Genomic DNA, 17,620 nt, shown 5'->3' with positions numbered 1-17,620 from the left:
CGCTGAGTCGCTGAGCGAGGCGCGACGTGTCGTGCCTCGTTCAGCGGCGGTCCACCACGTCGAGGGTCAGCGCCTTGTCGACGCCGGCCGCCTGACCACCCCACCCGAGGATCATGCCGATCAGCTCGGCCGGCTTGGGGAACGTGTCGGGCAGGGCCGCGTTGTAGGCCGCGTGGGCCTCGAGCGAGGCCACCGACTGCTCGACGTGGTCGGTGACGTCGACGAAGTGGGTGGGGGTGGGTGAGCCGCCGAAGCAGAGCCGCTTGACGTTCCAGGGTTCGAACCCCTCGTCGACCAGCTCGGGGAAGATCCAGCGGTTCCCGGCGTCGGCCACCGCGTCGACGCAGGCGAGCCCGACGGCCCGGTGGTCGGCCTGGTTGAGCATCCCCTGGACGAACCGGTCCCCGTAGTGACCGGTGACGACCACGTCCGGCTTGCGGCGCCGGATCTCGCGGGCGATGTCCCGGCGCAGTGGGAGCCCGTACTCGACGTTCCCGTCGCGGTGGTCGCCGAAGTCGACCTCGGTCACCCCCACGAGCGCGGCGCCGTCCCGTTCCTCCTGCTCGCGGACACCGGCCGCCTGGTCGGGGTGCATCGTGTCGATCCCCGCCTCGCCGCGGGTCAGCAGGAAGTAGGTGACGGTCTTGCCGGCCGCGGTCCACTTCGCCACGGCTGCCGCGGTGCCGTACTCGATGTCGTCCGGGTGCGCGACCACGCACAGGACGGAGGAGAAGTCGTCACCGAAGTCGACGAGGGCGGGTCGGTCACCGGCGGGCTCGCTCATCCCGGCAGCGTACGACCCGGCGTCCGTCCTGCCCATCCCCCGAGGTCACGCATCCAGGGACCGGCTGCGGGTGCGCCGCCGGGGACCGGCTGTGGGTGTGCCGGGTGGCTCCGTCAGGCGGGCGGGGGTTGCTGACCCGGGTGCGCCTGCTGCTGCCGAGCCGCCTCGAGGTTCGCCGCGGCCTGCGCCTGGGCAGCGGCCATCGGGTCCATCTGGGTGAGCAGCTCACGGGCCTGGGCGGCGAACTTGTGCTCGACGAGGACCTCGTACTGCGTGGCCACGACCTGCATGACCGAGGTGAAGTCCCTCGGGCCCCGGGTGATCTGATAACCGAGGAGGCTCCACACGACGCCGAACAAGGCGCCGAAGGCCACCGTGGCGAGGATGCCGGACAGGCCCTGGTTGTCGAACAGGGCGAAGGCCGCGCCGACGAACAGGCCGAGCCAGGCGCCGGAGATGAGCCCGCCGAGGGCAGCCCGTCCGCGGGTCAGGCGTCCGGTCACCCTCTCGAGCTGCTTGAGGTCGGTGCCGACGATGAGGACGTTCTGCACCGGGAACTCGTGGTCCGACAGGTAGTCGACCGCCCGCTGCGCCTTGTCGTAGGTGTCGTACCGGCCCAGGGACATCGGGTACTCCAGCGCGAGGACGGCGCGGGAGCGACTGAGGGCGGTCGGCTGCGTGCTCATGCCCCCAGTGTGTCAAAGCCCGCTGGACGTTGCCTGAACGGCCGGGGTCCGGTCCTCCCCTGTTCAGCCGTGACGGGGACACCACCCTCGCGCCCGTTCGGGGAAGGTGTCACTCTGGAGTGGTGTCCCCGGCCAGCACTCTCCGTCGCGCCAGGGCGGTCTCGGCCTGTGCCGCGATCGCCCTCCTCGCCGTCCCGGCAACGGCGCACGCGGCACCCAGGGCCGATCCCGACGCCCGCGCCGGCAAGGCCACCACCCGGGACGTCGGTCCCGACGCCGGCCCGGTGCCGTCTCCCGTCACCGCTGCCGCCGCCCCGACCACGGACCGCCTCGCGGGCGCCGACCGCTACGCCACCGCCGCCGCCGCCTCCCGGGCTGCCTTCCCGAGCGCGAACCCCGCGGGCCTGACCACCGTGTACCTCGCCTCCGGGGCCGACTACGCGGACGCCCTGGCTGCCGGCCCGACCGCGGTGGCCCGCGGCGGCGGGCTGCTCCTCACCCAGCCCGACCGACTCACCGCATCGACGGCGACCGAGCTGCGTCGCCTGGCGCCCGACCGTGTCGTGGTCGTCGGTGGCGCCGGGGCGGTCTCCGCCAGGGCGATGCGGGACGTCAGCGCCCTCGGCCTCCCCGTGAGCCGGATCTCGGGGGCCGATCGCTACGCCACCTCCGCGGCGGTCGCGCGGGAGGGCTTCCCGTCCGGCGCCCGCACCGCCTGGGTCGCCACCGGCCAGGGGTATGCCGACGCCCTCTCCGCCGGCCCCGCGGCCTCCGCCGCAGGCGGTCCCGTCGTCCTCGTCGACGGTCGTTCGCGCACACTGCCCGCTGCGACCAGCCAGCTGCTCAAGGACCTCGGTGTGACGACGGTGCGGATCGCGGGCGGCACCGGGGTGGTCTCCAGCGGCATCGAGTCGGGTCTGCGGTCCCTCGTCGGCTCCTCGGCGGTGACCCGCTCCGCCGGCGCCGACCGGTACACCACCACGATCGCCGTCAACAGCCGGGCGTTCCCGTCCCTCTCCCGGGGGGACGCCTACGTGGCCGCGGGGAACGGCTTCGCCGACGCCCTCGCCGTCGGGGTGCTCGCGGGGCGGTCCAAGCGACCCCTCTACCTCTCCTACGCCTACTGCGCCAACGGTTCCGTGCGCACAGAGCTGAGTCGCACGGCCATCTCGAGGGTTCGCCTCGTCGGCGGTCCGGGAGCGATCCGCGGGTACGTCGGGACGCTCGGAACCTGTCGGAGCCTGACGGCCGCGGACAGCCTGTGGGTGGTCGCCAACAAGCAGCGACGCCTCAGCCCGAAGAGCTATGCACCCAGCGGCCTCGTCCAGCCCGACGTCGCGACGATCAACGGCCACAAGCTCCGCAGGGACGCTGCCGCCGCGCTCAAGACGATGATCGACGCCGCCAGAGCCGAGGGCGCCGGTCGCATCGCGCTCCTCAGCGGCTACCGCTCCTACTCCTACCAGGTGCAGGTCTACAACGCCGAGGTCGCACTGCGGGGCGTGGCCGCCGCCGACAAGGTGGTCGCCCGGCCCGGCTACAGCGAGCACCAGACCGGACTCGGCATGGACCTGTCACCCGTGGGTGACCCCAGCTGCAACGACTACCGCTGCATCGGCAACACCCCGCAGGGCCGCTGGCTCGCGGCCAACGCCCCCCGGTTCGGATTCGTCCTGCGTTACGAGAGCGGGCGCACCCCGACCACGGGCTACAGCCCCGAGCCGTGGCACTTCCGCTACCTCGGCGCCGCGACGTCACGCGACTACAAGGCCGGTGGGTTCCACACCATCGAGGACTACTTCGGGTTGCCGGCAGCACCGAGGTACTGAGCCCGCTCCCGGGTCCGCTGCTACTTCTTGAGCGCGAAGTCCTCGAGCAGGCGCCGACCGATGATCATCTTCTGGATCTCGGCGGTGCCCTCGCCGATGAGGAGCATCGGGGCCTCGCGGTACAGCCGCTCGATCTCGTACTCCTTCGAGTAGCCGTAGCCACCGTGGATGCGGAACGACTGCTCGACCACGTCCGCGCAGTTCTCGGAGGCGAGGTACTTGGCCATCCCTGCCTCGAGGTCGTTGCGCTTGCCGGCGTCCTTGAGCCGGGCGGCCTTCACCATCATCTGGTGGCTGGCCTCGACCTTGGTGGCCATGTCGGCAAGGCGGAAGAGGATGCCCTGGTGCTCGGCGATCTTCTTGCCGAACGTCTCGCGCTGCTGGGAGTAGGCGATCCCGAGCTCGAAGGCCCGCATCGAGACGCCGCAGGCGCGGGCCGCGACGTTGACGCGGCCCACCTCGACGCCGTCCATCATCTGGTAGAAGCCCTTGCCCGGCTCGCCACCGAGGATCTGGGCCGACGTGGTGCGGTGCCCGTCGAGGACGAGCTCGGTGGTGTCCACACCCTTGTAGCCCATCTTCTCGATCTTCCCGGGGATGGTGACGCCCTGCGCGGTCTCGCCGAAGCCGGGCTCCTTCTCGACGAGGAAGGTCGTCATGTTCTTGTAGACCGAGTCGGCGCCGAGGTCCGACTTCACCAGCACCGCAACGAGATTCGCGCTGCCGCCGTTCGTGAGCCACATCTTCTGGCCGGTCAGGGTCCACTCGGTCGCGTCGCCCTCGCCGCCGCCCTTGACGGCCTTGGACTTGATCGCCGAGACGTCCGACCCCAGACCCGGCTCGCTCATCGAGAACGCCCCTCGCACCTCACCGGTCGCCATCCGCGGCAGGTACCGCTGCTTCTGCTCCTCGGTGCCGTGCTGCAGCAGCATGTAGGCGACGATGAAGTGCGTGTTGATGATGCCGCTCACGGACATCCAGCCCCGGGCGATCTCCTCCACCACGAGCGCATAGGTCAGCAGGGACTCGCCGAGGCCGCCGTACTCCTCGGGGATCATCAACCCGAAGATCCCCATCTCCTTCATGCCCTCGACGATCTGCGTCGGGTACTCGTCGGCGTGCTCGAGCTCCTGCGCCACCGGGATGATCTGCTCGTCGACGAACTCCTTGACGAGCTTGACCAGCTCGACCTGCTCGTCGCTCAGTCCGTCGGTCTGCTGGAGTCGGGACATCCGGGGATCGCCACCTTGCGTTCGCGGGAAAGGAAACCTCCCGCGAGTATGCCGAGCGGCTCGGTCCCGGCACAGGTTCAGCCCGTGTGAGCCTCCCCACCCGCGGGGAGGCGCAGCGTCGGTAAATCGGTGGCGGGGCGGCCTACCGGTCTGTCACGCTCTCACCGGAAGCGCTGGGCAGCCGAGCCCGCGCCCGAGCTCCACACCGGAAGAGACGGAGGGCCGAGATGTCCACGACGGTCCCGGGCACCACCTGTGCCCTCTCCCCTCTTCCCTTGGAGTTCACCCATGCAGTTCAAGGAGTCCGCGGCCCTTCCAGGGGCTGACCTCTTCTCGTTCGACAGCCTTCCCGACGACCCGCCCGAGGGCGAGCGCTGGTCGAGCTGGGACGGTGCCACGCACGGTCCGAAACCCCGACCCGACTGGGTCATCACCGCGCTCGGCGCCGTCGAGACCGACCTCGGCGTCCTCAAGACGGGCAAGGAGGCGGACGTCCACATCGTCCGTCGCTGGATCCCCGACGGCACGACCGAGCCGGCGGTCGACAGCTTCCTCGCCGCCAAGCGCTACCGCACCGGGGAGCACCGGATGTTCCACCGCGACGCCGGCTACCAGGAGGGACGCCGGGTCCGTCGCAGCCGCGAGATGCGAGCCATGGCACGACGCACCGAGTTCGGCAGGGAGCTGCTCTCCGGGCAGTGGGCCATCGCGGAGTTCGAGGCCCTGGGAACGTTGTGGGAGATGGGGATCCCCGTTCCCTACCCCGTGCAGCTCAGCGATCGCGAGATGCTCATGGAGTTCATCGGCGCCGACGGAGTGGCCGCACCGCGGCTGGCCCAGGCGCGACCGGAGGCGGCCCTGCTGCCCGAGCTCTTCGAGCAGCTGCGTTCGGTCATGGTCGTCCTGGCGGAGCGGGGCTGGACCCACGGCGACCTCTCGCCGTACAACGTCCTGCTCCACCACGACCGCCTCGTCGTCATCGACTGGCCCCAGATCGTCGACATCATCGGCAACCCGCGCGGGTTCGAGTTCCTGGAGCGCGACGTCACGAACATGTGCCGCTGGTTCACCACCCGGGGCCTGGCGGTCGACGAGGGCGAGCTCCTCGGTGACCTCGTCGCCGCCTCGACCGCCCGGTGGTGAGGCGCGGCGACCGAGCGCCCAGCGGGGCGCGGCTAGGCTCGCGGCATGTCCACGGTGAGCCGGCGCGGGGTGCTCCTCGGCGCAGCCGGAGCAGCTCTCGGCCTCGCGGGGTGCGGCGCCAGCGGCCCCCGGCGCCGGTCCGGGACCCTGCGCAGCCGTCACTGGCCGGACCACGACATCCGGTGGGAGATGGCCCTCCCCGACGCCGGGCGCGGCGCCAGCCCGCTCGTCGTCGTCCTGCACGGCAAGGGCGGCAGCGCGCGCTCGGCGTTCGACTCGCTGCACCTCGACGAGCACGTGGCGGCGACCGGGCTCACCATCGCCTCGGTCGACGGCGGCGACTCCTACTGGCACCGGCGCCGCAGCGGCGTGGACACGGGGGCCATGGTCGTCGACGACTTCCTGCCGCTCGCCCGCAGCGAGGGCGGGTACGGCGGCCCGGTGGCCCTCCTCGGGTGGTCGATGGGCGGCTACGGGGCCCTGTTGCTGGCGTCACAGCTCGGTCGTGAGGGCGTGGGCGCCGTGGTCGCCGAGAGTGCGGCCCTCTGGACCGGCCCGGGCGCGAGCGCCTCGGGTGCGTTCGACGACCGGGAGGACTTCCTCGCGCACGACGTGTTCGACCGGGCCGACGTCCTCGCGGGCCTCTCCGTCCGGCTCGACTGCGGGGACCGCGACCCCTTCGTGGCGGCGAACCGTGCCTTCGCGAAGGTACTCCCGTCAGCGACCCTGACCGTCGACGCCGGAGGCCACACGAACACCTACTGGCGCGAGCACGCCCGGGGCCAGCTCGAGTGGATCGCCAAGCAGCTCTGAGCGATCCGCGTCAGTAGACGACGACGCGGCTACCGATCGGCATCAGGTTGTCGGCCCAGATCATGTTCATCGCCGGGTTGCTCACGCGGGCGCAGCCGTGCGACGCCGGGTATCCGGGGATCGAAGCCGCCCCGTGGACGGCGATGCCACCGTTGAAGTACCGGGGGCGCCAGAGGTCGCCGAGCGGGCCCTTGTCGAGGTGGTCGACGGAGCGGAAGGTGCTGAACGTCCCGGCCGGGGTGTTCGCGACGTGCTGGCTGCCCCTCGAGGTGTACGTCTCGCCGCTCCCGGTGCTGGTGTTGAGGATCGTCGTGACGCGCCCACCGCGGACCACGAGCAGCAGCTGTCGGGCCTTGTCGATCTCGATGCCGGTGCCACCGATGCGCGACTGCGGGCGGGTCCCCGCCTGGAGGGCCTTCCGGGTCGAGGGCCCGTACACACCGTCACGGCCCAGGCCGGCGGCCTTCTGCAAGGCCATCACGGCCTGCGACGTCAGCAGGCCGAACTCGCCGTCCGCGGTGCCGTTCCAGTAGCCGAGCGATGAGAGTCGCTGCTGCACCGACTTCACGTACGGCCCCGAGTCGCCGACGTGGAGGGTGTCGCCCTCCGTCGGGACCGGCTGCGGCTTCGGCGCGGTCGGAGTGGGGGCGGGCTTGGTGGTCGGCTTCGGCCTGGTCGGCGCCGGAGCCGGCTTCGTGGTCGGCTTCGTCGTCGGCGTGGCCGTTGCCCTGTCGCTGGGGACGGCCGGCGTCGCCTCGGTGGGCTCGCTGGTCGTGGGGTCGGCGCTCGGGGTGTCCGCGGAGGGGGTGTCGGCGGACGTCTGGTCCGAGGAGGACGGCGCAGCTCCGGCGACCGGTCCGCTCGACGAGGCGCTCGCGCTCCCGACCGACACCATGCCGCACCCGCTGAGGGCCGTGGCGGCAACCATCAGGCCCGTGGCCAGGACCGTCGTCGAACGGCGTGGGTCGAGTCGGTGGTGGGTCATGGTGTCCCTCTCGTCGCTGCGCGGTGAGGCCGTACCTGCGGAACCTCACACAGGGTGACGCACCAGCACGCAAACCGGTTGTCCCGGATGCGTGTCGTTGCCGACTCGAGACCTGGCCCCACGGCCCCGGACATGGCGCGGTCGCCCTCCCCCCGAGGGCGACCGCACTCACCTAGACGCGGAGCGGGGGCCAAAGGTTGCCTGCCGATTCGAGTTGATTTCTCAACTTGTCGAGGTGGACCCCGAGACCGCTTCGTGCACCGTCAGCACCCGGCGGGCGGTGTCGACGTGGAGGCTCTCGATCATCCTGCCGCCGTAGGTCACGACCCCTGCTCCGGCCCCGTCCTCCCATGCGCGCAGGATGCCCTTGGCCTCCTCCACGGCTTCGGGGCTCGGCGCGAACACCGCGTTGCAGGGCTCGACCTGTCCGGGGTGCACCAGCGTCTTCCCGTCGAACCCCAGCTGCCTGGCCTGCAGGCACTCCGCAGCGAAGCCCTCTGCGTCACGGACGTCGTTGTAGACGCCGTCGAGGATGACCGTGCCCGTCGCGCGGGCTGCGAGCAGGCACAGCCCGAGCCCGGTGAGCAGCGGCTGCCGCCCGGGCACGTGCTCGGCCTGCAGCTCCTTGGCGAGGTCGTTGGTCCCCATCACGAGGACGGTCAGCCGCTCGGAGGCGGCCGCGATCTCCTCGCAGTGCAGCATCGCGGCGGGCGTCTCCACCATCGCCCACAGCGAGGTGCGTGCCGGGGCCCCGGCTGCCTCCATCGCGGCAACGAGGTCGCGCACCTCCTGCGCCGACCCGACCTTGGGGACGACGACCGCGTCGGGGCCTGCCGCGCACGCCGCCGCGAGGTCCTCCTCGTGCCACTGCGTCCCGCTGCCGTTGATGCGGATGGTCACCTCGCGCGGCCCGTACTCACCGGATCGTGCTGCAGCACAAGCGTTCTCGCGTGCCTGGACCTTCGCGTCGGGGGCCACCGCATCCTCGAGGTCGAGGATCAGCGCGTCCACGGGAAGCGTCTTGGCCTTCTCCAGGGCCCGCTCGTTGGACGCGGGCATGTAGAGGACCGAACGACGAGGCCGGTATGCCGCCTGCGCACCCTCGTCGCCTGCACCCGGTCCGAGGTCACCCATCAGGAACCCTCGCCCTCGAGAGAAGGCGACTTCACGGCATACGCCTGCGCGAGTGCGGGATCGGTCCTGGCGAGCCGCTCGGCGAGCTCGAGCACCACCTGGCACTGCTTGAGGCTCGCGTCGTCCTCCATCTTCCCGTCGAGCATCACCGCACCGGTGCCGTCACCCATGGCGTCCACCACGCGCCGGGCGTGGGCCACGTCCTCGGGCGACGGACTGAACACCCGCTTGGCGATCTCGACCTGCACCGGGTGCAGCGACCACGTGCCGACGCAGCCGAGCAGGAACGCGTTGCGGAACTGGTCCTCGCACGCGACGACGTCGGCGATGTCACCGAAGGGACCGTAGTAGGGGAAGATCCCGTGCATCGCGCAGGCGTCGACCATGCGCGCGATCGTGTAGTGCCACAGGTCCTGCTGGTAGGTGGCGCGCGCGGCGTGCACGGCGTCGTCGACGCCCTCGGGAGGGTCCTGGCGGACGAGGTACCCGGGGTGCCCACCACCGACGCGGGTCGTCTTCATCCGGCGGTCGGCCGCGAGGTCGGCCGGTCCGAGCGACATCCCCTGCATGCGCGGGCTGGCGCCGGCGATCTCCTCGACGTTCGCGACGCCGCGGGCGGTCTCCAGGATGGCGTGCACCAGGATCGGGCGGGTCAGCCCGGCCCTGGCCTCGAGCTGGGCGAGGAGGCGGTCGACGTAGTGGATGTCCTCCGGGCCCTGGACCTTCGGCACCATGATGACGTCGAGCTTGTCGCCGATCTCGGTGACCAGCGTCGTCAGGTCGTCCAGCACCCAGGGGCTGTCGAGGCTGTTGACGCGGGTCCACAGCTGGGTGGAGTCGCCGAAGTCGGTCGCCTTCGCGATCGCGACCAGGCCCTCGCGGGCGGCGACCTTGCGGTCGGCCTTCACGGCGTCCTCGAGGTTGCCGAGCAGGACGTCGACCGTGCCGACCATCGCCGGCACCTTGGCGGCCATCTTCTCGTTGCTCGGGTCGAAGAAGTGGATGACCCGGGAGGGCCTCGAGGGCACCTGCGTCAGGGGGGCCGGGGCACCCACGGCAAGGGGGGCGAAGTAGTCCTTGGGGCTGCGCACGCGGCGACGCTAGCAGCGACAGTCACGCGGGGGTTATGACAGAGTTCACGTGTGACCGAGACCGCTCCCGACCAGCCCGGGACGGCACCAGCGAGCCCGCCGCTGAACGTGACGGCGCTGTTCGCCGAGGCAGCCTCCAAGTCAGGCCTGATGTGGGTGCAACCCCCCGGCGACCGGGCCTGGCCCTTCTGGCACGCCTGGGCCGAGGACACGGTCTACGTCGTCTCCGGTCCGGGCGAGCAGACGTTGCCGTGGCTGCCGGAGGAGGTCACGCTCGTGGCCCGCAGCAAGGACACCGGCGGACGGCTCCTCACCGTGTCCGCGAGCGTGCGCGAGATCCGGCCCGACGAGGAGCGCTGGGCCGTGGCGACCGACGCCCTCAAGGCGGGCCGGCTCAACGCCGCCGCCGATGCGCTGGACCGCTGGGCCCGGGAGTGCACGGTCCGGGCGCTCACCCCCTACGGAGCACCGCTCGAGGCACCCGGCAGCTACGACACCGGGTCGGGCGCCGCACCGGTGCCGGTGTCCGTGGCGACGACCTCCACGTGGCGTCCGTGGCACTGGCGCGGACGGCCACGGCGCCGTCGCGGCAACCGCCTCCCTGACGGCGGCTGACCGGCCGGATAGCCTTGCGGCGTGAGCACTCCGTCGCGTGTCTTCGTGGGCCGCCTGACCAGCCTGAGCGTGTTCGACCCGCTCGGTGACCAGGTGGGTCGGGTGCGCGACGTCGTCGTGACCTTCGGGGCTTCACGGCGCCGACCACGCGTCATCGGCCTCGTTGTCGAGGTGCCCGGCCGACGTCGCGTCTTCGTGCCGATGACCCGCGTGACCTCGGTCGACGGCGGACAGGTCATCACGACCGGCCTGGTCAACATGCGCCGCTTCGAGCAGCGCACGAACGAGGTCCTCGTCATGGCCGAGATCCTCGAGCGCCCGGTCACGGTCGCCGACCCGGAGGGCGCGTACTCCGCGACCGTCGAGGACGTCGCGATCGAGCGCGAGCGCAGCCGCGACTGGTCGATCTCGAAGGTGTTCGTGCGCCAGGGCGGGAGCAGCCGGACCGCGATCGGGCCGTTCCGCCGACGCCGCGGCGCGACCGTGCTGGTTCCTGTCGAGGACGTCACCGGCATCCACCAGTCGTCGAGCAGCCAGTCCGCGGCCCTGCTGCTGGAGACCTACGACGACCTCAAGTCCGCCGACCTCGCCGACGTCATCCACGACCTGTCGCCCAAGCGCCGTGCCGAGGTCGCCGAGGCGATGGACGACGACAAGCTGGCCGACGTCCTCGAGGAGCTGCCCGAGGACGACCAGGTGGAGATCCTCGACTCGCTCCCGGTGGAGCGGGCCGCCGACGTCCTCGAGGCCATGGAGCCCGACGACGCGACCGACCTGCTGCACAACCTCACCACCGAGAAGCAGGAGGAGCTCCTGCAGCTCATGGAGCCCGACGAGGCCGCCGACCTGCGGCGCCTCCTCACGTACGACGAGGAGTCCGCCGGCGGCATGATGACCACCGAGCCGGTCATCCTCGGCCCTGAGGCGTCCATCGCCGAGGCCCTGGCCGTCGTGCGCCGGGTCGAGCTGTCCCCCGCCCTCGCCGCAACGATCTACGTCTGCCGCGCCCCGCACGAGACCCCGTCGGGCAAGTACCTCGGCATGGTCCACATCCAGCGCCTGCTGCGCGAACCCCCGCACGGCTCCATCGGCAGCATCCTCGACAAGGAGATCGAGCCCCTGACGGCCGAGGCGCCCCTGGGCCAGGTCACCCGGATGCTCGCGACGTACAACCTCGTCGGGGTGCCCGTGGTCGACGAGGACGGCCGCCTCGTCGGAGCGGTCACCGTGGACGACGTGCTCGACCACATCCTGCCCGACGACTGGCGCGAGGAGCGGCACGAGGTGACCCGTGGCTGAGCGCCAGAACCGCGCCCCCGCCCGCCTGGACCAGCCACGCGAGACCCGTCGCACGCTGCTGCCCCGGCCGTCGGTCAACCAGGAGACGTTCGGCGTCTGGAGCGAGCGCTTCGCCCGGTTCATGGGGACGCCGCGCTTCCTGATCTACATGACGTTGTTCGTCATCGCGTGGATCGGCTGGAACGCCTTCGGCCCGGTTGACCTGCGCTGGGACCCCTACGCCTTCATCTTCCTCACGCTCATGCTCAGCCTGCAGGCCTCGTATGCCGCGCCGCTCATCCTCCTCGCGCAGAACCGCCAGGCCGACCGCGACCGCGTGGCCCTCGAGCAGGACCGGGCCCGAGACGAGCGCAACCTCGCCGACACCGAGTTCCTCACCCGCGAGGTGGCGGCCCTGCGGCTGGCGATGCGCGACACCGCGACGCGCGACTTCGTGCGTTCCGAGCTGCGCAGCCTGCTCGAGGAGCTCGACGAGCGGGGGTTCGAGTCGCGCCGGCGTGAGGGAGATGACAGCCGCGGCGGCCCGACCGGTTCTTCGCGGGACGGGTCCTCGACCTAGCATGGGGGCATGCCCCACCCCGCAGCACCTGTGACCGACGAGGCCCTCCACCAAGCGCTGGCGACGGTCATCGACCCCGAGATCCGCAAGCCGGTGACCGAGCTCGGCATGGTCGAGAGCTGCACGGTCGACGAGAGCGGCCGGGTCGCCGTCACCATCCTCCTGACCGTGTCGGGCTGCCCGATGAAGGACACGCTGACCAAGGACACCACCGCCGCCCTGGCGAAGGTGCCCGGCGTGACGTCCGTCGACGTCACCCTCGGCGTCATGAGCGACGAGCAGCGCACCGCCCTGCGACAGCAGCTGCGCGGGGGCGTCGCCGAGCGCGAGATCCCGTTCGCCCGCCCCGGCTCCCTCACCCGTGTGTATGCCGTGGCCTCCGGCAAGGGCGGCGTCGGCAAGTCCTCGGTCACCGTCAACCTCGCGGCCTCCCTGGCCCAGAGCGGGTTGCGGGTCGGGGTCGTCGACGCAGACGTCTACGGGTTCTCGGTGCCGCGCATGCTCGGTGTCGAGCACCGCCCCACGCAGGTCGACGACATGATCCTGCCGCCCATCAGCCACGAGGTGAAGGTCATCTCGATCGGCATGTTCGTGCCCGGCAACCAGCCGGTCGTGTGGCGCGGCCCGATGCTCCACCGGGCCCTGCAGCAGTTCCTCGGCGACGTCTTCTGGGGCGACCTCGACGTCCTCCTGCTCGACCTGCCGCCGGGCACCGGCGACATCGCCATCTCGGTCGCCCAGCTCATCCCCGGTGCCGAGATCCTCGTCGTCACGACCCCGCAGCAGGCAGCCGCCGAGGTCGCCGAGCGTGCGGGCTCGATCGCCCTCCAGACGCACCAGCGCCTCGTCGGGGTCATCGAGAACATGTCGTGGCTCGAGCTGCCGGACGGCTCGCGGCAGGAGATCTTCGGCTCCGGTGGCGGTCAGCGCGTCGCCGACTCGCTCACCCGCGCCGTCGGGGCGGACGTGCCCCTGCTGGGCCAGATCCCCCTCGACACCAACCTGCGCGAGGGTGCCGACGAGGGTGTGCCGGTCGTCCTGCGCAACCCCGACTCGGCTGCCGCCGTGGCGCTTCGCGGGATCGCGCGCGGCCTGGGCACGCGCTCGCGCGGCCTCGCTGGTCGTTCGCTGGGCCTGTCGCCCGTCGGTCGCTGACGTCCCTCAGGTCGCGTCGACGTCGTACGGCGTGGCCCGTGACGGATCGTGCGCCACGACGTCGGGGGCCGTGGAGCCGACGTGGTCGTCGTCCGCGTCCGGCTCCATCAGCGCCTCGCGCACGATGCGTCGCGGGTCGTACTGCCGCGGGTCGTACTGCTTCCAGTTGATGTCGTCGAACTCCGGGCCCATCTGCTCACGCAGCTGACCCTTGGCACCCTCGGCCATCGACCGCGCCTGGCGGACGAACTGGCCCAGCTTCGCGGCATACTCGGGCAGCCGCTCGGGGCCGAGGATGACCACGGCGAGAACGATCAGGGCGATGAACTCCCACCCGTTGATGTCCATCATGTGATGTCGTCCTAGCTGCCCGAGGTACCGGTCAGGGTGACCGTGACGCTGATCGTCTCACTCCCGCGGCGCACCTTCATCGGCACCTTGTCCCCGACGCTCTTGGCACGGATCGCCACGACGAGGTCGTCGGGGTCGGACACGGGCCGTCCGTCGAACTCGACGATGACGTCACCGGGCTTGATACCCGCCTTGCCGGCGGGACCGTCGGGCGTGACGGGGTTGGCGCTGGCTCCGGACCCGGAGGCCAGGATCTTCACGCCGCTGCCGGTGTACTGGCGGTCCAGGATCACCCCGATGACGGGGTGCTCGGCCTTGCCGGTCTTGATCAGCTGGGCCGCGGTCTTGGCCACCTGGTCGCTCGGGATCGAGAAACCGACACCGATGTTGCCGGACTGCACGTCCGCGGCGCCGGGGATCCGGGCGATGGCGGAGTTGATGCCGATGACGTGGCCCTGCATGTCGAGCAGCGGACCGCCGCTGTTGCCGGGGTTGATCGCGGCGTCCGTCTGGATCGCGTTGATGAAGGACTGCTGGTCGCCGTCACCACCGGGGCTGACCGGCCGGTTCAGGGCGCTGACGATGCCCGAGGTGACGCTGGACTCCAGGCCGAGGGGGGCGCCGACGGCGATGACCTGGTCACCGACGACGACGTCCTTGGACGCCCCGATGACGAGCGGAACGAGGTCGGTCCGGCTGGTCTTGAGGACCGCGAGGTCGTAGGAGCTGTCGCGCCCCAGGATGGTCGCCTCGATCTCGGTGCCGTTGGACAGCTCCACCGCGATGGTGCCGCCTGCGGCGGCACTGGCGACCACGTGGTTGTTGGTGATGATGTGGCCGTCCCGGTCGAGCACGAAGCCCGACCCGGTCCCGGCACCGTCGGCGCCCTTGACCTTGATCGTCACGACGCTGGGCAGCGCCTTGGCCGCGATGTTGGCGATGCTGCCCTCGGGCCGGGCGGTCGCCCCGGCGCCGACCGTGGGGATCGAGGTACCGGTGCGGTCGAGGTTGCCGAAGCCGAGCCGGTCGGTCGCACCGAGCCAGCCACCGAACATCCCGCCGAGGGTCGCCGCGACGAGCGCGGCGACGGCCGCGACCCCGACGAGGGCACCCCAGCCCGGGCCCTTCTGGTGCGGGGCACTGGGGGCCAGCGGCTGACCGCCGACCCAGTGGCCCTGATGGCCGCCGTACCCCGCATCGGCACTCGTGGCCGAGATCGGGTCCCAGCCGCTGCCCTGGGCCGAGGGCGCAGGCGCCCCCGCCGCGCCCAGGGTTGCCGCGCCGAGCGCGGGCGCGCCCGCACCGGCGGAGGCGTCCCCGGGCCCGTGCTCACGGTCGGCTTGGCTCGGCCAGCCGGTGGGCTCGCTCGCCCAGGCCTGCTCCCGCGCCGGAGCCTGGGCAGGAGTCTGCGCCGGGGTCTGGGCCGGGGTCTGGACCGGGTCCCCTGCCGAAGCCGTGGAGCCGGAGAGCTCCTGGGTGTGCGAGAGGTCGACCGGCTGGGTGTGGTCGGGAGCCGAACCGGCGCCATACCCCTGCTGGGGCTGGGCCACCGGCTGGTCGTCGCGCGGCGGCGCCCAGGGGTCCCACGCGGGCTCCACGGGCGTGACGTCCCGCGGTGACGCGGGCTCGTGAACGCCGGCCCCGTCGGGGACAGGCCGGCCCGGGTGTGCTGGGGTCGCCTCGGACCACACCGGCTCCGGCGCCGGTTCGGGGGTGTCCGCGGGTTCAGGAGTCGGGTCGGGGATGGCGACGGCCTCGGTCTCCGGCGTCTGGCCGTGGCCCTCGTGCTGGCCCGCCTCGTGACCGGGCTGGTCGCTGCTCGGGGGACGCTCGTCGCTCATGGGGTCGATTGTGCCGAACCCAGCCGCGCCGCGCCCACGTCGGGGGTGGACGAGGTGGGCCGCGTGCTGCGCGGCGGCGCCGCGGTCACCCTCGTCCCGAGGGACGGGACGGTGAACGCCGCGGTCGCGAAGCCCGGGGTGGCCGGACGGGCCCGCTGGACCGTGCCCGGTGTGACGGGCGTCGGCGCGGGAGAGGTGAGGCTCCCACCGGTGACGACCAGGCTCCACGCGGCGGCGGCCGTGGCACCGGCTGCGAGACCGGCGAACATCGTGGCCCGACGTGCGGACCGGTGCATCGCCGGGGCGCCCCGGTCCATCACCGGGACGGGAGCGGTCGGGACCGGCGGGACCATGGGCAGCGACCACGCCGAGCGGACGTCCGCGCCGGCGGCGGACGCGTCTTCGGCGCGGACGGGCTCGTTCGCCATCGCGAGGAGCAGCCCCCGAAGGTCGCGCGAGACCTCCGGCGCCGACGGCGAGCGCAACGACGCGAGCACGCGCCGCTCGTCGTCGACGGCGGCGCGGCAGCAGGTGCAGGCCACCACGTGCCGGTCCCACTTGAGCAGGGTGGCGGCGTCCATCGCCCGATCCGCGTACGCGGTCAGGTCAGCGCCCAGGCACCGGGCGCCCGGCAGGCCCAGCCGGCTCACCGCGACCCCGGGACCGCGCGGCGGATCACCGGGAGACGCCGACGGGAGACGGGGGCGGGGGTTCGGTCGATGTCGAGCGCGGGGCGGTCGAGGGTCGGGTCGCGGTGGGCGAGGGCCTCACGCAGCTGGGCCCGGCCGCGGTGGATGCGCGAACGCACCGTCCCCAGCTTGACGCCCAGCGTCGTCGCGATCTCCTCGTACGACAGCCCCTCGATGTCGCACAGCACGACCGCTGCACGGAAGTCGGGTGAGAGGGCGTCCAGGGCGCGCTGGACGTCGTCGTCGAAGTGGGTGGCGTCGTACGCGGCCTCGGGGCCGGCCTCGCGGGTGGGGAGGCGGGCCGCACTCTCGTCGGACAGCGCGTCGAACCGGATGCGCTGCTTGCGCCGCATCTTGTCGAGGAAGACGTTGGTCGTGATGCGGTGCAGCCAGCCCTCGAACGTCCCGGGCTGGTAGCTGTGCAGCGACCGGAAGACGCGGATGAACACGTCGTGGGTCAGGTCCTCGGCGTCGTGCGGGTTGCCGGTGAGACGGTAGGCCAGGCGGTAGACGCGCGCCGAGTGCTGCTCGACGATCTCCTCCCACGTCGGGGGCACCCAGGCGGGGGCCTCCTGGACGTCACTCTGGACATCCTGTCGGGCCGGGCCGATCGTGTCGGTCGCGGTCACGTCCCTCACCTCCGTCGGGCGCCGTTGCGGCGCTCACACCATGCATTCGGTCCAGACGACCGAGTGGCTTGCATGGTTCCCCAACAACCTGAGCGTTTCCTGTATGCCGCGGGGCCGGCGGCGCGTGTTCGCGGCAGTAGGGTTTCCCGCATGAGTGCACAGAAGCCGGCCAGCTGGGCCTACGCCGAGGAGTTCGTCACCGAGAACGAGGTGATCGAGAACGCCCGCCGCCGCGGCGAGGAGCTCGGCGCGACCCCCGTCGGCAACGGTGCCGGAGTCCTGCTGCGCCTGCTGGCAGCAGCCGCCAAGGCGCGCTCCGTGGTGGAGATCGGCACCGGCGCCGGCACCTCGGGCCTGTGGATGCTCCAGGGGATGCCGGAGGACGGCATCCTCACGACGATCGACGTCGAGGCCGAGCACCAGGGCGTCGCCAAGAAGGCGTACGCCGAGGCGGGCGTCGCCCACCAGCGGACCCGCGTCATCACGGGACGGGCGCTGGACGTCCTCCCCCGCATGACCGACGGCGCCTACGACATGGTGGTCGTCGACGGGGACAAGGCCGAGTACCCGGAGTACGTCGACCACGCGATCCGGCTGCTGCGCTCCGGTGGCGTGCTGGTCCTGGACAACATGTTGTGGCACGACAAGGTGGCCGACCCGGCTGCCCGGGACGCCCAGACGACGGTGCTGCGCGACCTCGGCAAGAAGCTGCGCGACGACGACCGCCTCGTCCCGGCCCTGCTGCCCGTGGGCGACGGCGTCCTCGCGGCCGTCAAGCGCTGACC

At 72.0% G+C, this 17,620-nt stretch carries 18 protein-coding genes; 8 read left to right on the top strand and 10 right to left on the bottom strand.

The window, feature by feature from the left end:
- Positions 1-40 precede the first annotated feature (40 nt).
- Entirely contained in the window at positions 41-784 is a 744-nt protein-coding gene (locus ACYVKF_RS03655) for a PIG-L deacetylase family protein (protein ID WP_056918465.1), read from the bottom strand.
- A 113-nt stretch (positions 785-897) separates the two neighbouring features.
- Positions 898-1,470 carry a YflT domain-containing protein gene (locus tag ACYVKF_RS03650; protein ID WP_460964907.1) on the bottom strand — a complete coding sequence of 191 codons (573 nt, stop codon included), beginning with the start codon at positions 1,468-1,470 and terminating at the stop codon, positions 898-900.
- Positions 1,471-1,592: 122 nt separating this feature from the next.
- On the opposite strand from ACYVKF_RS03650, the gene ACYVKF_RS03645 reads away from it, so the two are divergent.
- Entirely contained in the window at positions 1,593-3,299 is a 1,707-nt protein-coding gene (locus tag ACYVKF_RS03645; RefSeq protein ID WP_460964904.1) for a cell wall-binding repeat-containing protein, read from the top strand.
- Positions 3,300-3,319: 20 nt separating this feature from the next.
- Here ACYVKF_RS03645 and ACYVKF_RS03640 read toward each other — a convergent pair whose 3' ends face one another.
- Entirely contained in the window at positions 3,320-4,531 is a 1,212-nt protein-coding gene (locus tag ACYVKF_RS03640) for an acyl-CoA dehydrogenase family protein (RefSeq protein WP_460964902.1), read from the bottom strand.
- A gap of 288 nt (positions 4,532-4,819) precedes the next feature.
- Between ACYVKF_RS03640 and ACYVKF_RS03635 the strand changes: the two genes are divergently transcribed.
- Both ACYVKF_RS03635 and ACYVKF_RS03630 read left to right on the top strand, forming a co-directional pair.
- Positions 4,820-5,674: a serine protein kinase RIO gene (locus tag ACYVKF_RS03635; protein WP_056915369.1), complete on the top strand. Its 855-nt coding sequence runs from the start codon at positions 4,820-4,822 to the stop codon at positions 5,672-5,674.
- A 45-nt stretch (positions 5,675-5,719) separates the two neighbouring features.
- Positions 5,720-6,487, top strand: coding sequence for an alpha/beta hydrolase (locus ACYVKF_RS03630; protein WP_460964900.1), 768 nt, complete (start codon positions 5,720-5,722; stop codon positions 6,485-6,487).
- 10 nt (positions 6,488-6,497) lie between these two features.
- Here the strand turns inward: ACYVKF_RS03630 and ACYVKF_RS03625 are convergent, their stop codons facing one another.
- The 3 genes from ACYVKF_RS03625 to ACYVKF_RS03615 all read right to left on the bottom strand — a co-directional run bounded on the left by ACYVKF_RS03625 (position 6,498) and on the right by ACYVKF_RS03615 (position 9,697).
- Entirely contained in the window at positions 6,498-7,472 is a 975-nt protein-coding gene (locus ACYVKF_RS03625) for a L,D-transpeptidase family protein (protein ID WP_460964897.1), read from the bottom strand.
- A 222-nt stretch (positions 7,473-7,694) separates the two neighbouring features.
- Positions 7,695-8,606, bottom strand: a complete 912-nt coding sequence (locus ACYVKF_RS03620; protein WP_056918337.1) for an HpcH/HpaI aldolase/citrate lyase family protein — start codon at positions 8,604-8,606, stop codon at positions 7,695-7,697.
- Positions 8,606-9,697 carry an HpcH/HpaI aldolase/citrate lyase family protein gene (locus ACYVKF_RS03615; RefSeq protein WP_056918338.1) on the bottom strand — a complete coding sequence of 364 codons (1,092 nt, stop codon included), beginning with the start codon at positions 9,695-9,697 and terminating at the stop codon, positions 8,606-8,608. The genes ACYVKF_RS03620 and ACYVKF_RS03615 overlap by 1 nt, the downstream gene beginning before the upstream one ends.
- Before the next feature lie 51 nt (positions 9,698-9,748).
- Between ACYVKF_RS03615 and ACYVKF_RS03610 the strand changes: the two genes are divergently transcribed.
- Genes ACYVKF_RS03610 through ACYVKF_RS03595 form a run of 4 tightly spaced genes read left to right on the top strand, consistent with a single transcriptional unit; the run spans position 9,749 to position 13,325 of the window.
- Positions 9,749-10,312, top strand: a complete 564-nt coding sequence (locus ACYVKF_RS03610) for a hypothetical protein (RefSeq protein WP_460964895.1) — start codon at positions 9,749-9,751, stop codon at positions 10,310-10,312.
- A 21-nt stretch (positions 10,313-10,333) separates the two neighbouring features.
- Positions 10,334-11,611: a magnesium transporter MgtE N-terminal domain-containing protein gene (locus ACYVKF_RS03605; protein ID WP_056915373.1), complete on the top strand. Its 1,278-nt coding sequence runs from the start codon at positions 10,334-10,336 to the stop codon at positions 11,609-11,611.
- Positions 11,604-12,170, top strand: a complete 567-nt coding sequence (locus ACYVKF_RS03600; RefSeq protein WP_082552874.1) for a DUF1003 domain-containing protein — start codon at positions 11,604-11,606, stop codon at positions 12,168-12,170. The genes ACYVKF_RS03605 and ACYVKF_RS03600 overlap by 8 nt, the downstream gene beginning before the upstream one ends.
- 9 nt (positions 12,171-12,179) lie before the next feature.
- Positions 12,180-13,325 (top strand): Mrp/NBP35 family ATP-binding protein, encoded by a 1,146-nt coding sequence (locus tag ACYVKF_RS03595; protein WP_056915374.1) that lies wholly within the window; start codon positions 12,180-12,182, stop codon positions 13,323-13,325.
- 6 nt (positions 13,326-13,331) lie between these two features.
- On the opposite strand, the gene ACYVKF_RS03590 is transcribed toward ACYVKF_RS03595, so the two are convergent.
- The 4 genes from ACYVKF_RS03590 to sigE form a co-directional block, all read right to left on the bottom strand.
- Positions 13,332-13,676 carry a Sec-independent protein translocase family protein gene (locus ACYVKF_RS03590; protein ID WP_056915375.1) on the bottom strand — a complete coding sequence of 115 codons (345 nt, stop codon included), beginning with the start codon at positions 13,674-13,676 and terminating at the stop codon, positions 13,332-13,334.
- Positions 13,677-13,687: 11 nt separating this feature from the next.
- Positions 13,688-15,517 carry a S1C family serine protease gene (locus ACYVKF_RS03585; RefSeq protein ID WP_460964892.1) on the bottom strand — a complete coding sequence of 610 codons (1,830 nt, stop codon included), beginning with the start codon at positions 15,515-15,517 and terminating at the stop codon, positions 13,688-13,690.
- Positions 15,514-16,098: a hypothetical protein gene (locus ACYVKF_RS03580; protein ID WP_460964890.1), complete on the bottom strand. Its 585-nt coding sequence runs from the start codon at positions 16,096-16,098 to the stop codon at positions 15,514-15,516. The genes ACYVKF_RS03585 and ACYVKF_RS03580 overlap by 4 nt, the downstream gene beginning before the upstream one ends.
- 65 nt (positions 16,099-16,163) lie before the next feature.
- The gene (gene sigE / locus ACYVKF_RS03575; RefSeq protein WP_200956927.1) at positions 16,164-16,817 is read right to left on the bottom strand and encodes an RNA polymerase sigma factor SigE; all 654 of its coding nucleotides are present in this window, start codon (positions 16,815-16,817) and stop codon (positions 16,164-16,166) included.
- 168 nt (positions 16,818-16,985) lie between these two features.
- Between sigE and ACYVKF_RS03570 the strand changes: the two genes are divergently transcribed.
- Positions 16,986-17,618, top strand: a complete 633-nt coding sequence (locus ACYVKF_RS03570) for an O-methyltransferase (protein ID WP_056915379.1) — start codon at positions 16,986-16,988, stop codon at positions 17,616-17,618.
- The last annotated feature ends 2 nt before the right edge of the window (positions 17,619-17,620 follow it).

It is taken from the genome of Pedococcus soli, from assembly GCF_054782575.1.
The sequence above is the reverse complement of the archived record's forward strand: the minus strand, read 5'-3'. Positions and strand labels throughout refer to the sequence as shown.